Origin of the sequence: Microbacterium ginsengisoli, assembly GCF_000956535.1 — a bacterium.
GTDB classification, from domain to species: Bacteria; Actinomycetota; Actinomycetes; order Actinomycetales; family Microbacteriaceae; genus Microbacterium; species Microbacterium ginsengisoli.
Window position 1 is genome coordinate 127184 of the sequence record NZ_JYIY01000077.1, and the last position, 14502, is coordinate 141685.

At 70.5% G+C, this 14502-nt stretch carries 15 protein-coding genes; 5 read left to right on the forward strand and 10 right to left on the reverse strand.

Annotation, left to right across the window (positions count from 1 at the left end):
* The first annotated feature begins 88 nt into the window (after positions 1 to 88).
* The 4 genes from RR49_RS11025 (at position 89) to RR49_RS11040 (ending at position 2760) form a co-directional block, all read left to right on the forward strand.
* Entirely contained in the window at positions 89 to 562 is a 474-nt protein-coding gene (locus RR49_RS11025; RefSeq protein ID WP_045248127.1) for an NfeD family protein, read from the forward strand.
* Positions 559 to 1500: an SPFH domain-containing protein gene (locus tag RR49_RS11030; protein WP_045248128.1), complete on the forward strand. Its 942-nt coding sequence runs from the start codon at positions 559 to 561 to the stop codon at positions 1498 to 1500. The genes RR49_RS11025 and RR49_RS11030 overlap by 4 nt, the downstream gene beginning before the upstream one ends.
* Complete coding sequence (locus tag RR49_RS11035) at positions 1497 to 2276, forward strand: glycerophosphodiester phosphodiesterase family protein (protein WP_045248129.1); 780 nt, start codon at positions 1497 to 1499, stop codon at positions 2274 to 2276. Before RR49_RS11030 ends, RR49_RS11035 begins: the two co-directional genes overlap by 4 nt.
* A gap of 109 nt (positions 2277 to 2385) precedes the next feature.
* Positions 2386 to 2760, forward strand: a complete 375-nt coding sequence (locus tag RR49_RS11040; RefSeq protein WP_045248130.1) for an RNA polymerase-binding protein RbpA — start codon at positions 2386 to 2388, stop codon at positions 2758 to 2760.
* Here RR49_RS11040 and lnt read toward each other — a convergent pair.
* From lnt to RR49_RS11085, 9 genes are all read right to left on the reverse strand, one after another.
* Positions 2757 to 4376, reverse strand: a complete 1620-nt coding sequence (gene lnt, locus RR49_RS11045) for an apolipoprotein N-acyltransferase (protein WP_048808944.1) — start codon at positions 4374 to 4376, stop codon at positions 2757 to 2759. The two genes, RR49_RS11040 and lnt, sit on opposite strands and share 4 nt — an antisense overlap.
* A 2-nt stretch (positions 4377 to 4378) precedes the next feature.
* A complete protein-coding gene (locus RR49_RS11050) occupies positions 4379 to 6754 on the reverse strand; it encodes a DEAD/DEAH box helicase (protein ID WP_082483197.1) in 2376 nt (791 codons plus the stop codon).
* 74 nt (positions 6755 to 6828) lie between these two features.
* Entirely contained in the window at positions 6829 to 7584 is a 756-nt protein-coding gene (gene tatC, locus RR49_RS11055; protein ID WP_045248191.1) for a twin-arginine translocase subunit TatC, read from the reverse strand.
* Positions 7585 to 7648: 64 nt separating this feature from the next.
* Positions 7649 to 7912 (reverse strand): twin-arginine translocase TatA/TatE family subunit, encoded by a 264-nt coding sequence (tatA, locus tag RR49_RS11060; RefSeq protein WP_045248132.1) that lies wholly within the window; start codon positions 7910 to 7912, stop codon positions 7649 to 7651.
* Between the two features lie 104 nt (positions 7913 to 8016).
* Complete coding sequence (locus RR49_RS11065) at positions 8017 to 8988, reverse strand: helix-turn-helix transcriptional regulator (protein WP_045248133.1); 972 nt, start codon at positions 8986 to 8988, stop codon at positions 8017 to 8019.
* Positions 8985 to 9977 carry a helix-turn-helix transcriptional regulator gene (locus tag RR49_RS11070; protein ID WP_045248134.1) on the reverse strand — a complete coding sequence of 331 codons (993 nt, stop codon included), beginning with the start codon at positions 9975 to 9977 and terminating at the stop codon, positions 8985 to 8987. Before RR49_RS11070 ends, RR49_RS11065 begins: the two co-directional genes overlap by 4 nt.
* 41 nt (positions 9978 to 10018) lie before the next feature.
* Positions 10019 to 10969, reverse strand: a complete 951-nt coding sequence (locus tag RR49_RS11075; protein ID WP_045248135.1) for an FKBP-type peptidyl-prolyl cis-trans isomerase — start codon at positions 10967 to 10969, stop codon at positions 10019 to 10021.
* Between the two features lie 9 nt (positions 10970 to 10978).
* Positions 10979 to 11986, reverse strand: a complete 1008-nt coding sequence (locus RR49_RS11080; protein ID WP_045248136.1) for a tRNA (adenine-N1)-methyltransferase — start codon at positions 11984 to 11986, stop codon at positions 10979 to 10981.
* A complete protein-coding gene (locus RR49_RS11085) occupies positions 11983 to 12666 on the reverse strand; it encodes an HAD family hydrolase (protein ID WP_048808946.1) in 684 nt (227 codons plus the stop codon). Before RR49_RS11085 ends, RR49_RS11080 begins: the two co-directional genes overlap by 4 nt.
* Before the next feature lie 116 nt (positions 12667 to 12782).
* Between RR49_RS11085 and RR49_RS11090 the strand changes: the two genes are divergently transcribed.
* Positions 12783 to 13640: a PAC2 family protein gene (locus RR49_RS11090; RefSeq protein WP_045248138.1), complete on the forward strand. Its 858-nt coding sequence runs from the start codon at positions 12783 to 12785 to the stop codon at positions 13638 to 13640.
* A 16-nt stretch (positions 13641 to 13656) separates the two neighbouring features.
* Here the strand turns inward: RR49_RS11090 and RR49_RS11095 are convergent, their stop codons facing one another.
* Positions 13657 to 14493 (reverse strand): undecaprenyl-diphosphate phosphatase, encoded by an 837-nt coding sequence (locus RR49_RS11095; protein ID WP_045248139.1) that lies wholly within the window; start codon positions 14491 to 14493, stop codon positions 13657 to 13659.
* Positions 14494 to 14502 lie beyond the last annotated feature (9 nt).

Sequence of the window (14502 nt, forward strand, 5' to 3'; positions counted from 1 at the left end):
ACCCTACCAACCACCCGTCATCCGGCCTGGTGATAACCGCTCGCGCACGCCCTCCCGCTGTTAGGCTCGAGACAGCGAGGAGGCCCGTATGGACATCGTCACCGCGATCACGCAGTTCGCCTGGATCGTCTGGATCGCGCTCGCCGCAGTCTTCCTCGTCGTCGAGATGCTCACCCTCGACTTCCTCTTCCTGATGTTCGGCATCGCCTCGCTCGCGGGCCTCGTCTCAGCCCTCACCGGCGCGCCGCTCTGGCTCCAGGTCGTGATCGTCGCGGTTGTCGCCGTGCTCCTGCTGCTGCTGATCCGGCCGCCGCTGCTGCGACGCCTGCGGCGCGGCGAGGACCCCACGCCGACCAACGTCGCCGCCCTCATCGGGATGTCCGGACGCGTCGTCGCCACGATCGACGCCACCGGCGGCCAGGTGCGTCTCGCGAACGGCGAGACCTGGAGCGCACGGGCCGACGCGGCATCCGTTCTCGAACCCGGCACCGAGGTCAGCGTCGACCGCGTCGCCGGGGCGCACGTCCATGTCATCCGCCGCACCGAAGGGCTCCCGGTATGAACCCCGACTCCATCATCCCCGTCGCGATCGGCTGGGGACTCGCGATCGCGATCGTCATCTTCGTGCTCGTGGTGCTCTCCCGCGCCGTGCGCATCATCCCGCAGGCGACCGCAGGCGTCGTCGAGAGGCTCGGGCGCTACCACAAGACCCTCGCCCCGGGTCTGAACCTGCTGGTGCCGTTCATCGACCGGCTGCGCCCCCTCATCGACATGCGCGAGCAGGTCGTGTCGTTCCCGCCGCAGCCGGTGATCACCGAGGACAACCTGGTCGTCTCGATCGACACCGTCGTGTACTTCCAGGTGACCGACGCCCGGGCCGCGACCTACGAGATCGCGAACTACCTCGGCGCCGTCGAGCAGCTCACGACTACCACCCTGCGCAACGTCGTCGGCGGGCTCAACCTCGAGGAGGCGCTCACCAGCCGAGACGAGATCAACGGCCAGCTGCGCGTCGTGCTCGACGAAGCCACGGGCAAGTGGGGCATCCGCGTCTCGCGCGTCGAGTTGAAGGCCATCGACCCGCCCGTGTCCATCCAGGACTCGATGGAGAAGCAGATGCGCGCGGAGCGCGACCGCCGCGCCGCGATCCTCACGGCGGAGGGGTCGAAGCAGTCGCAGATCCTCGAGGCCGAGGGGCGCCGGCAGGCCGAGATCCTCAAGGCCGAGGGTGACAAGCAGGCGCAGATCCTGCGCGCCGAGGGCGAAGCGCAGGCCATCCAGGCCGTGTTCGACGCGATCCACGCCGGCAACCCCGACGAGAAGCTGCTGGCCTACCAGTACCTGCAGACGCTCCCGAAGATCAGCGAGAGCCCGTCGAGCAAGCTCTGGATCATCCCGAGCGAGCTGACCGACGCCCTCTCCCAGATCGCGGGCGGGTTCTCGGGCGCCGCCGGGCGCGCCGCGGCATCCGCGCCGAAGCCCGGAGAGCCGACCGCGTGACGCACCCCTTCCTCGCGGGGCCGGTCCCCCGCGTGTTGGCCCACCGCGGCCTGGTGACGGCAGTGGCGGCCGCATCCGGCATCGCCGAGAACAGCCTCGCCGCGATTGCCGCGGCCCACGCTGTCGGTGCCGACATCGTCGAGTCCGATTGTCACCTCACCGCCGACGGCACCGTCGTGCTCTTCCACGACAGCGACCTCTCCCGGGTCACGGGCGACCCGCGGCGCCTCTCCGAGGTGACCACCGTCGAGCTCGAGGCGCTCATGCGGGAGCGCGGCGGTCTCGCGGTGCTCGCCGACACGCTCGACGCGTTCCCCACCGTGCGGTTCAACCTCGATGTGAAGGCGGATGCCGCGGCCGAGCCTGTGGGCCGCCTCGTCGCTCCGCACGCGGCGCGAGTGCTGGTGACCAGCTTCGACGATGCCCGTCGGCGACGGGCGCTCGCCGCGGCGGAGGCGGCGGGCGGAGAGCCCGCGACCTCCGCGGGGAGCTCGGTCGTCGCGCGTGCCGTCGGGGCGAGCGCCGTGCGGCTCCGCCGGGCGTTCGGGCGTGCGGTCGCGGGGGTCGACGCGCTGCAGGTTCCCGTGCGTCAGGGACCGGTCCCCGTCGTCACCCGTCGGCTGATCGACGATGCCCACGCGCACGGCGTCGAGGTGCACGTATGGACGATCAACGACCCGGGCGAGATGACGCGCCTCGTCACGCTCGGCGTCGACGGGATCGTGACCGATCGGGCCGACGCCGCACTGCACCTGCTGCGACGCGCCCGGTCGTGACCGGGCCTGGAGAACCACTGGGAGTTCAGGCCGCGCTGGGGCGCCGTGGATGATCCGTCCAGGTCATGGCGTTATACCAGTCAAGCGACAGCGACGAGAGGACCACACAATGGCAGATCGCAGCCTCCGCGGAATCCGACTCGGCGCCCAGAGCCTACAGAGCGAAGAGGGCGTCATTCTCCATGAGCGCATGCAGCGTACCTACGTCTGCAGCGTCTGCGGCAAGGACACCACCCTGACGTTCGCGGCCGATGCCGAAGCTCCCGAGACCTGGGAGTGCCGCTCATGCGGCGGTGAGGCCGTGCTTCGCGTGGGCGAGGGCACCGTGACGATCGATCACAGCGACGACAAGGCGCCCCGCACCCACTGGGACATGCTCCTGGAACGCCGCACCATCCCCGAGCTCGAGGAGATCCTCGAGGAGCGCCTCGCGTACCTGCGCGAGCGCCGCGGCTCGGAGAGCACCGCGAAGAAGAGCGCCTAACCGCGCTCCACGTCGACGCCGGTTCCCCCCGCGGGAGCCGGCGTCTTGGCGTACCTCCGTCGGCGCCACAGCAGCACGCCACCGGCCCCCGCGAGGGCGACGAGCGACCCGGCGACGAGCGCGACCTGTACGCCGTCGCCGATGACGACGGCGGGTGTCAGCCCCGTGCGCAGCGGGACATCCGTCACCGCCGCCCCGGGCTCGTCGGCCGCGAGGCCCGCGATCACCGAGCCGTCCGGGGCGATGACCTGGCTCGTGCCGACGGTCGACAGGTTGACGACGGCGCGCCCGGTCTCGATGGCGCGCATGCGGGCGAAGGCCAGCTGCTGCAGGTTTTCGTCGGTGCCGCGGAAGTCTGCGTTGTTCGTCTGCAGCAGGTAGACGGATGCCCCGTCCCGCGCCGCATCGTGGACGACGTCGTCGTAGATCACGTCGAAGCAGATCGCGAGCCCGACGGTGGTGCCCGCCACCGACATGACCGGCGCGGCGGTTCCCGGCGTGTAGCCGCGCTGGATGAGTCCGACGAGATCGGGTGCGAGCGCGTAGAAGAAGTCGCGATCGGGCACGTACTCGCCGAACGGCACGGGATGCCGCTTGTCGTACGTCTGTGTGGCCCCCGCCCCGTCCAGCCACATCATGGAGCTGTTGAAGACGTCGGCGCCCCGCTCGGTCGCTGCGTTCATGAGCAGCGGCGCCTGTACCTGGGCGGACACCGCATCGAGCACGGCGGCCGTGGCGGTGTGGTGGGTGGGGTCGGAGTCGACGCCGCCTTCGGGCCAGAGGAGGACATCCATGCGCTCGTTGGCGATAGGAGCCGTCGCCTTCAGCTGCGCGTCGAGAACGGCGTCGGCGGTGCGGGAGTCGAAGTACCCGGCGGGACCGTTGCCCTGCACCCAGCCCACCCGCAGCGTGCCGTTCGCCGTCGTCGGGAAGGCGGGCAGCGCGAACAGCACGACCGCGACGACGGCCGCCGGGATCGCTGCCCACACGGCGCGCCGTCGCAGCCGGATCACCTCGAGCGCGGCCGCGCACACGAACACCATCAGAAAGGTCAGCCCGCTGATCCCCGTCCACGAGGAGACGCGCGCCAGGGGGCTGTCGGCCTGGGTCATGCCGAGGCGGGCCCACGGGAACCCGCCGTAGGGGAAGGTGCCGACGAGCACCTCGCGAGCGGTCCAGAGACCGGCGACGACCAGGGCGAGCACGAGGGTACGGCCCCACGGGCCGGGAAGGAGCCGCGGCATCCACCGATACGCGAGCGAGATCGGGATCGACGCGATCGCGACGAGCGCCGCCTCCAGCACCGACAGGGCGATCCACGGGATCGGTCCGAGGTATCGACCCGTGAACGACACGTTCACGAGGAAGAACGAGAGCCCGAAGAGGAGCCCGCACAGCACGCTCCCCCACACGCCGCGACCGACGAGCGTCGCGAGAGCCAGCACGACGGCGGGAAATGCCATCGGCCACCACGCGAGCGACGGGAACGCCGTCGTAAGTGCGAGGCCGGCGACCACCGAGAGCAGCGTTGCGAGCCACAGCGGGAACAGGCGAGGCGGGGACGCGGGCACTCGATCACTGTAGGCGGCGATCCCCGCGCGCACGCTGAGCCCCATCGTCAGACCGAGGCGTAGGCGACGATTCCGCGACGCACCGCATCCAGCGCCGCGCGGGCGGTGCGAGCGAGCTCGCCGTCGGCGACGAGGGAGAGCTGGTCGAGCAGATCGATCGTCTGCTTGGCCCACCGCACGAAGTCGCCTGCCGCCATGTCGGCCTCGGTGAGCACGCGATCGAGCAGGGCGCCCCGGGCCCACGAGTGCATCGCCTGACTGAGGCCGAGGGCGGGCGGCTCCGAGCCCGGCAGATGGTGATCCTGCTCCAGATCGTCGAGACGCTGCCACAGCGTCTCCGTGGCACTGAGCGCCTCCCGGAAGCGTCCGCGGGGCAGGCCCGCCTCCCCCGCGCCGCGCTCGTCACGCCGCGGCTCGTACACCAAGGCGCACACGAGCGCCGCGAGGGCCGCGGCATCCAGACCTTCCCAGATGCGGGTGCGCAGCGCTTCCGCGACCAGGAGGTCGCGCTCACCGTAGATCCGCCTCATCGTGCGACCTGCGTCGGTCAGCGTCGCGGTGCCGTCCTCGCCCGCCCGCACGTAGTCGAGGGCCTCGAGCACATCGACGACCCGGTCGAACACCCGCGCGACGGTGCCCGTGCGCGACTCGATCTGGCGACGCTGGCGGTCCGTGTCGCGGCGCAGCTTCCAGTAGCGCTCCGCCCAGCGGGCGTGATCCTCGCGCTCGGGGCACGAATGGCACGGATGCCGCTGCATCGACGTGCGCAGCCGCTGGATCTGCTTCTGACGCTGATCGCGCAGGGAGCGGGGAGCCGTGGCATCCCGTCGGTTGATCTTCTCGAGGTCGCTGAGCTCCCGACGGATCGACGAGTACGCGACGTAGTCGCCGCGGTCGCAGGTCATCGCCTCGCGGTAGCCCTCCAGCGACGCCTCGGCCTCCTTGACCTGCCGGGCGACGCCGACGACGGATCGGTCGGCCTGGAACTGCGCGAACGACGACTCGAGGATCTCCCTCGCACGCGGACGACCGAACTGATCGATGAGATTGACCGCCATGTTGTACGTCGGGCGGAAGCTGGAGTTCAACGGGTAGGTGCGACGGGAGGCCAGGGCCGCGACGGCCTGCGGGTCCATCCCTTCCGTCCACTGCACGACGGCGTGCCCCTCGACGTCGATGCCCCGGCGTCCGGCGCGCCCGGTGAGCTGTGTGTACTCCCCCGACGTGATCGCCACCCGCGCCTCGCCGTTGAACTTCTCGAGCTTCTCGAGCACGACGGTGCGCGCCGGCATGTTGATGCCGAGCGCGAGGGTCTCGGTCGCGAACACCACCTTCACGAGCTTGCGCTGGAAGAGCTCCTCGACGACCTCTTTGAACGCCGGCAGGAGACCGGCGTGGTGCGCGGCGATGCCGCGTTCCAGGTTCTCGCGCCATTCCCACACTCCGAGCACGGCGAGATCCTCGTCGGCGAGCAGGCGGGTGCGCTCGTCGACGACCCGGCGGATCTCCGCACGCTCCTCGGCGGTCGTCAACCGCAGCCCCGAGCGACGCACCTGCTGCACGGCGGCGTCGCAGCCCACCCGGCTGAAGATGAAGAAGATCGCCGGCAGCAGCGTCGCCCTCTCGAGCAGGTCCACGACGTGCGGGCGATCGATGCGCTCGGCGCGGCGCGGGTTGCCGTGGTGCACGAAGCGCGCGCCCCGGCCGCCGTTCCCACCCTGTCGGTGCGCCTGCAGGCGGCGATTGTTCTCCTGCGCGACGCCAGAGCCCGACCGCATCCGCAGCAGTTCGCGATTCACCTGCGCGGCGGCGACGCCCGCACGATCGTCGAACAGCGGCAGCAGATCGCCGCGCACGAGCACGTGCTGCTCGAGCGGCACGGGCCGGTTCTCCGACACGATGATGTCCGTCTCACCGCGCACAGTGTCGAGCCAATCGCCGAACTCCTCCGCGTTGGAGACCGTCGCCGACAGTGACACGAGCCGCACTCGGCGCGGCAGGTGGATGATGACCTCCTCCCACACCGCGCCGCGGAAGCGGTCGGCGAGGAAGTGCACCTCGTCCATCACGACGTAGCGCAGGTCGCGCAGCGCCGGCGAGTCGGCGTAGAGCATGTTGCGCAGCACCTCGGTCGTCATCACCACGACGCGGGCGTTCCCGTTGATGTTCGTGTCACCGGTGAGCAGGCCGACGTTCTCGGGGCCGTAGACGTCCTGCAGCTCTCGGAACTTCTGGTTCGACAGCGCCTTCATCGGGGTCGTGTAGAACGCCTTGTCCGACGGCTCCCGCATCGCGAGGTGCACCGCGAACTCGCCGACGATCGTCTTGCCAGCACCGGTCGGCGCGGCGACCAGCACGCTGCGACCCTCTTCGAGGGCGCGGCATCCCTCGAGCTGGAACGGATCGAGCCGGAACCGCTGCATCGCCGCGAACTCGTCGGTGACCGGATGCCCCGACTCGCCGTCCCGGCGCGACGCGTGCCCCGCGTCGGGGGCGCTCACGCCTCCGGCCCGGCGAGATCGAGCCGGACGCGCCGGGCCTTGCGCCAGTCGAACAGCACCGACACCGACGCGGCGGCGATGTACAGCACGATGAGGATGCCCGCGAGCAGCAGCATCGAGGTGATGTCGGCGGCGGGGGTCGCGACCGCCGCGAACACGGCGGCCACGAGCACGGCGATGCGCCAGCCCTTGAAGATCGCGCGACCGCTGACGATGCCCGACAGGTTCAGCGCCACGAGGAACACCGGCAGCACGAACGCGATGCCCACGACCAGCAGCAGCTTGAACACGAAGTCGTAGTAGTAGTCGTACTGCAGGAACAGCGCCCCCTGCTCGGGCACGAGCCCCGACATCAGTTCGATGATGTGCGGCATGATCAGCCACCCGACCGCGCATCCGCCGAAGAAGAGCGGGATCGCCGCCAGCATGAAGCCGATCGTGTACTGCGTCTCCTTGCGGGTGAGGCCGGGCATGATGAACGCCCATACCTGCCAGATCCAGACCGGCGCCGACAGGATGATGCCGACGGCGAAGGCGATGCGCAGTCGCAGATCGAAGCCCGCCGTGATCGAGTTGAAGTTGAGTGCCGCGAGGTCATTGCCGCGGGACTCGGCCACGACGGCGATCGGGTGGGTCAGCAGCGCGATGATCGGATCGGTGAGGAACGCCGCGATCACCATGCCGGCCACGAGCCCGATCAGCGCGAAGACGATGCGCTTGCGCAGCTCGCGCAAGTGCTGACCCAGCGACATGCGCTTGTCGCGCTTCGGGCCGCCGGGCTCGCCGATGCGCGGCAGGTCGGCCGCGGTCACCGGTTCAGGAGGTCGTCGAGGACGAGTTCGTGCTCGACGGCGAGGCCGGGGTCGAACCGGGCGCCTCGGTGGACTCCGAGGTCGCGGATGCCGCGGCATCCTTCTTCTCGTCGTCCTTGAGTGCCTTCATCTCGCCGCGGAAGACGCGGGCCGACTGGCCGAGGCTCTTCGCGAGAGCGGGAAGCTTGGCGGCGCCGAACAGCAGGACGATGATCAGCACCAGGATCAGCAGGTGGGGCCACCCGAATGCGTTACCGAAGATGCCCATGATTCTCCTCACCGCAGGCGTGTTTCCCCGAGTCTAGCCTCGCGTGCACCCGGCGACGCCGTGACGCCCCGGATTCGTCTCTGCGAATCCTGTGAACGATCGACTCAGGCGGGATCGTATTGCGCGAGCGCTGCCGCCGCCCAGTCGCGGGCCGCGCGACGCGCGCTCTCGGGCGCAAGGATCTCGACGTCGCCGCCGCGGCGGGTGACCAGGCGACGCAGGCTGCGCGGATCGCCGATGCGCATCGTCGCGGTGCAGACACCGTCGACGCACACGACGTCGGCGTACGAGAGGTATTCGCCGAGCAGCGGCGTGAGTCGCTCCGCGAAGCGGATCGTCGCGGTCGCATCATCGCCGCCGGGCTCGAACAGCGGGGGGACCGGCTCGCCCGAGTGGGTGATCGGGATGTCGGTGAGCGCGACATCGCTCACCCGGTCGAGATTGAACGTGCGCATCGCCCGGCGCAGGTGACACCAGCCCTGCAGATACCACTCGCCCCCCGTGATGTGCACCTTGACGGGGTCGACCGTGCGCACCGTCGGTGCACCCTCGGGGGTCTTGTACGTGAAGGATGCCGCGACTCCCCGCGTCAGCGCGTCATCGATCGAGCGCCGCACCGCGTCGACGGGTGCCGGGGTGAGCACGAGCTCGGCGGGGGCGGTCGCCGCCCCGCGCGCGAGCTTGGCGAGCAGTCCCCGCATGAGGTCGCCCTCCCCCACTCCCGGGACGGCGGCGACGACCTGGAGCCCGGCAAGGAGCGCCGCCGCTTCCCGCGCGGTCAGCTTCGGGGCGCGTTCGAGTCCCACGGTGTGGGTGATCGCGATGCGGTCCTGCTCGTCGAGCAGATCCCAGTCGATGTCGAACAGATCGTGGGGCAGCTGCCAGTAGCCGCCGTCACCCGGGCGGCCGATGACGGTGAGCTTCTCCACGATCTGACGCATCTGCGTCTCGGACACGTCGAAGTCGGCGGCGGCCTCGGCGACGCTCACCTCGCCGTGCTCGATCAAGTAGGGCACGAGCTGCAGAATGAGCGCGGCGCGGTCGGTGGCGACGAGCGGCGGACGGGCGTCGGTCATGCGGAACCTCCGCTGCGGGCGAGCGCCGCGCGAAGTCGCGAGACCACGAGGCGGCGCAGTTCGGCGGGCTCGACGACGCGCACCTCGGGACCGTAGGAGGCGAGTTCGTCCGCGAGCACGTGCGCATCGACGAACGGGATGCGCAGCCCTTGGGCCGCCGGCGAGGCGCGCCGGGCGAGCCGCAACGCGGCCTCGGTGCCCGGGTGCACCTCGACGAGGGCGCTCTGCGACGCGGCGAGCTCGTCCAGCAGAGTGCGCGCCCGCTCCCCCGCACCGGCGCGCAGACCGGGATCGAACGAGACCCGCGTCACCGCGACCTCGCCGACGATGCGCGAGAGCAGAAAGGTGCGAGGCGCATCCGCGTCGAGGTCATGGGCGTGGAGATGCCAGCGCGCCTCGTACTCCAGCAGCACCAGGGGGCGCGCGCGACGGGCCCGGGGGGCATGCTCACCGGGCTTGAGGTAGTCGAAGGCCACGACGCGCGCGGTCTCGATCGCGCGCTGCAACGGCGCGAACGCGGCATCCCGAACGCTGATCCGGGGGGCGTAGGCCCCCAACGGCTCCGTCGTGGGGATGCCGAGGGCGCGGATCTTGCGCAAGCCTGCGCGGGCGTCGACCGAGAGGGATGTCTCGTGCCACACCGTGCCCGCGAGGTCGAGGAGGGCCGCCTCCGCCGCCGTCAGCGATACCTCGTCGGGCAGCGCGTAGTCGTCGGTGGCGATGCGGTACCGGGCCTCGCGGAGATCATCGGGATCGGCGTAGTCGCCGAGCGTCTCGATCGGCACGCCGAGCGAGCGCAGGCTCTCTTTGTCACGCTCGAACATCTTCTCGAGCGCATCCTTCGACGCTCCCGCCTCGGACTGCTCGCGATACCCCGAGACCGAGCCCAGGATCGTGTCCTTCGTGAGTCCCTGGTCGGTCGCGAGCAGCGCCACCACCAGGTTCACGAGCCGCTCCTCGGGCGCGACTTTCGATCCTGTGTTCGGCACGAGGACATCCTATGGTCGCAGGATGTCCCCGTGGCCGCGGCTCACTGCGTGGCGTCGATCCCGAGGATGTCGACCACGAACACGAGCGTCGAGTTCGCCGGGATCTGGCCCGTCGCGGTCGACCCGTACCCGTCGGACGGCGGAATCACCGCGAGGATCTGCGAGCCGACGGTCGCACCCTTCAGCGCCGTCGCCAGGCCCGGGACGATTCCGGTCATGGAGAGCGAGGCCGGGGTCGATCCCCACGAGGAGTCGAAGACCTTTCCGTCGGCCCAGGTGAGTCCGGTGTAGGCGACCCGCACCGTGTCCTTGTCGCCGACGGTCGCTCCGGTGCCCTTCTGGAGCGTCTGCACGACCAGCGAGGTCGGCGGGTCGGTCTTGGGGATCGTCACGCCGGGCTGCCCGGAGGGGGCGAGCACGACGACGGGGAGGTTGTGGCCGTCGTTGAAGACGGGCGTGCCGTCGGCACGCGAGAGATACACCTTCTGCACGTCGATGACCGCGATCGCCGACTCGTCGGCGGCGAGGCCGAGCGAGGCCGTCGACGAACCGAGCTCGGTCGGGGTCAGACCCACGATCATGCGCGTTCCCTCGCCTGCGCACTTCAGCGCCGCCTCGAACCCGGGAACGGTCTGGACCCATGTGGACACCGGGGTGATCGTGGGACCTGTCGACCCGTAGCCCGCGGTCACGATCTCTTTGCCGGTCTTCGCGCTGAACAGGTCGACGGCGAGACCGACGAGCTGGTCGTCGCTCACGATCTCGGTTCCCGTGCCCGTCGTGAGGTCGACGAACTGGCCGTCCCCGGGGCTGAGCGGCGACGAGATGTCGACGGTCGGCTTCTTCGCGAAGTCACCGGAGACCTGCACCAGGGACGCGAGGTTGCCCGGGTTCGTCGTGCGGGCGCACATCGGCGCGGACGCGGTCGCACATCCGGTCAGGGCGAGGGCGGCGAGGCCGAAAGCGGCGGCCGCGGCGAGGGTTCTGCGCACCGGATCAGTCTATGCGGGCGACTGGTCGCTCTCCGACCCGCCCGCCTCGCGCAGCTTGGCGTCGGCGGCGCGCTGCGCCTCCCGCACGCGCTTGCGCAGATTCTTGTCCGTGATCTCCCGGTCGCCGACCGCACCCGGGGTCCAGACCTCGACGTCCTCGTCCGCATAGGAGGGCTTCTTGAGGGCGCGCCGCCGCACGTCCGGCGGCACGGCACCCGGAGCGAGGCGCCGCGCGGAGATCAGGAATCCGGTGTGCGCCACCATCCGGTGGTCGGGGCGTACCGCGAGACCCTCGACGTGCCAGCCGCGCACCATCGTCTCGCTCGACTCCGGGTCGGTGAACGCACCCGTCGCGCGCAGGTACTCCGCCACACGGCTGAGCTGCGTCGCCGTGGCGACGTAGCAGACGAGCACGCCCCCGGGAACGAGCGCGTCGGCCGCGACGTCGATGCACTCCCACGGAGCGAGCATGTCGAGCACGACACGGTCGACAGATGCCTGCTCCACCGCGCGCGGGAGCTCCTCGGCGAGGTCGCCTTCGACGATCTGCCATGAAGCCGGCGACTCCCCGAGGAAGGTCTCGACGTTCGCCCGTGCGACGTCGGCGAACTCCCCACGCCTCTCGAAAGAGACGAGACGCCCGGTCGGACCGATCGCCCGCAGCAGCCACAGCGAGAGCGCGCCGGAGCCGACGCCCGCCTCGACCACGACGCATCCGGGGAACACGTCGGCCTGAGCGAGGATCTGCGCGGCGTCCTTCGGGTAGACGATCGCGGCACCGCGCGGCATCGACATCACGAAGTCCCGCAGCAAGGGTCGCAGCGCCAGGTATTCGGAGCCGTGGCTGTTGACGAGCACCGAACCGTCGGGCTGGCCGACGATGTCGGCGTGGCGCAGCACGCCGTGATGGGAATGGAGTTCGCCCCCCTCGCGGAGGGTCACCGTCGACAGGCGCCCCTTCGGGCCGGTGAGCTGCACGCGATCTCCGTACGCGAACGGACCGCGACCGAGGCTCACGCGCGCACCTCGCGGGCGCGGCGTGCGGCGTGGACCTCGGCCAGGTCGGCGAGGCCCCGCCCCTCGAGGGAGGGCCAGAGGACGTGAGCGCCGACGCCCGCGAGCGAGACCATCAGCGGGACGCCGACCGACGTCGTGCGGGCGGCGATCGCGGAACGCAGCCCGTTCGGCGAGTCCTCGATCGCCACCACGTCCTCGGGGGCGACATCGAGCAGCTCGCACGCCTGCAGATAGGGGTCGGGATGCGGCTTCGGGCGGGTCGCATCGTCGCCGGCGACGATGACGTCGAATGCGTCGAAGTCGATCAACTCGACGACGTGAGTCGCCATCCGCCGCAGCGACATCGTCACGAGGCCCGTCTTCACCCCGGCCGCGCGCAGCTCCGACAGGAGCTCACGGGCACCGGGACGGAACGGCACACCGGTCGTGCGCAGGTCGCCCATCACGGTTTCGGTCAGGTGGTCGATGATCGCGCCCTCGTTCATGCGCACCCCGGCGTCCTGGAGGATCCGAGCCGACTGGTCGAGCCCGAGGCCGACCAGCTGCAGCGCCTGCTCGTGCGACCAGCTGCCGCCGTAGCTCTCGACCAGCGGGGTCTCGGCGGCCATCCAGTACGGCTCGGTGTCGACGAGGGTGCCGTCCATGTCCCAGAGCACGGCGGCGGGTGCGGGGTGATTCACCCGGCCATGCTACCGGCGCGGCGCGCGCGGCCACGGCCCGTCACGGGCCCGAGACGCCTATCCTGGTGTGACCGCGAGCGCCGTCCCGGCGCCGTGGAGGCAACGAGAGGAGCCCGGTGGACGGACTCGGTCGACGCGTGCTGGTCGTCGCCTTCGACGGATGGAACGACGCCGGCGAGGCGGCATCGGCGGCCGTCAGCCGTCTGCGCGAGACCGGCGGCTACGAACCGGTCTACTCGGTCGACCCGGAGCTGTACTTCGACTACCAGTACACCCGGCCGAGCATCGCCGCCGACGAAGACGGTGTGCGCCGCATCTCCTGGCCCGAGACGACGCTGCTGCGCCCCGCGCAGACCACGCGCGGCACGCAGCTCTGGCTGCTCACGGGCGTCGAGCCGGCGCGGGCCTGGCAGGCGTTCGCCGGTGAGCTGATCGACGTCGCGCTGCGTGAGGACATCACCGGCATGGTCGCGCTCGGCTCGATGATGGCGGATGTCCCCCACTCCCGTCCGATCTCGATCTTCGCGGGCAGCGAGAACGAGCAGCTGCGTCATACTCTCGATCTCGACCGCACGACCTATGAGGGGCCGGTCGGCATTATCAGCGTCCTCGGTCAGGCCGCCGACACCGCCGGCATCCCGACAGCCTCGCTCTGGGCGAGCGTGCCCCACTACGTCGCCGGTCACTCGCCGTCGCCCAAGGCGACCCTCGCACTTCTCGACCGCCTCGAGGACCTCACCGGGGCGAAGATCGACCGCGGTGACCTGGCGACGCAGTCCGCCGCGTGGGAGGCGTCCATCGACGCGGCCGCGGCCGACGACGAGGAGATGACGGAGTACATCCGCGGCCTCGAGCGCACCCGCGACGCGTGGGACTCCCCGGAGGCGTCCGGCGATGCGATCGCCCGTGAGTTCGAGCAGTACCTGCGCAAGCGCGGCGACGACCGGCCCGGCCGCGGCGGGCCGCAGCGCTGAGAGCGCCCGATCCCGCTCAGGCGGTGATGACGCCCGTCGCGAGCATGACCATCACGAAGGCGCCGAGCGCCACGCGGTAGATGACGAAGGGCAGGAAGCTGCGCTTCGAGATGAACGCCATGAAGTACTTGATGACCACGAGGGCGACGACGAACGCGATCACCGTCGCGAGGCCCGTCTCGAGCAGGGTGAACGGCGGGTTCACCTCCGGCTCCTTTACGACCTTGTACAGCTGATAGAAGCCCGAGCCGAACACGGCCGGGATCGCGAGAAGGAAGGCGTAGCGAGCCGCCGCGGCGCGCTCGTAGCCCATCAGCAGACCGGCCGTGATCGTCCCGCCCGAGCGGGAGACACCGGGGATGAGGGCGAGAGCCTGGGCCAGGCCGTAGATCACGCCGTGGCCGACGGTGAGCTGATCCAGACGTCGCCGGCGTGCGCCGATCGCGTCCGCGATGCCGAGGAGCACGCCGAACAGGATGAGCATGCCGGCGACCAGCCAGAGGGAGCGGAACACGGTCTCGATCTGGTTCTGGAACAGGATGCCCAGCACGACGATCGGAATCGACCCCAGAATGATGAGCCAGCCCATGCGCGCATCCGGATCGTTGCGCGGCGCGCGCCCGATGATGGAGAGCGCCCACCGGCTGACGATCCTCACGATGTCGCGCCAGAAGAACAGCACGACGGCCGCCTCGGTGCCGATCTGCGTGATGGCGGTGAAGGCGGCGCCCGGGTCCTCGGTGCCGGGGAGGAACGCTCCCAGGATGCGCAGGTGCGCACTGGAGGAAACCGGCAGGAACTCGGTGAGCCCCTGGACGAGGCCGAGGATGATCGCTTCGAACAAGTGGCTCATGGTCGTCTT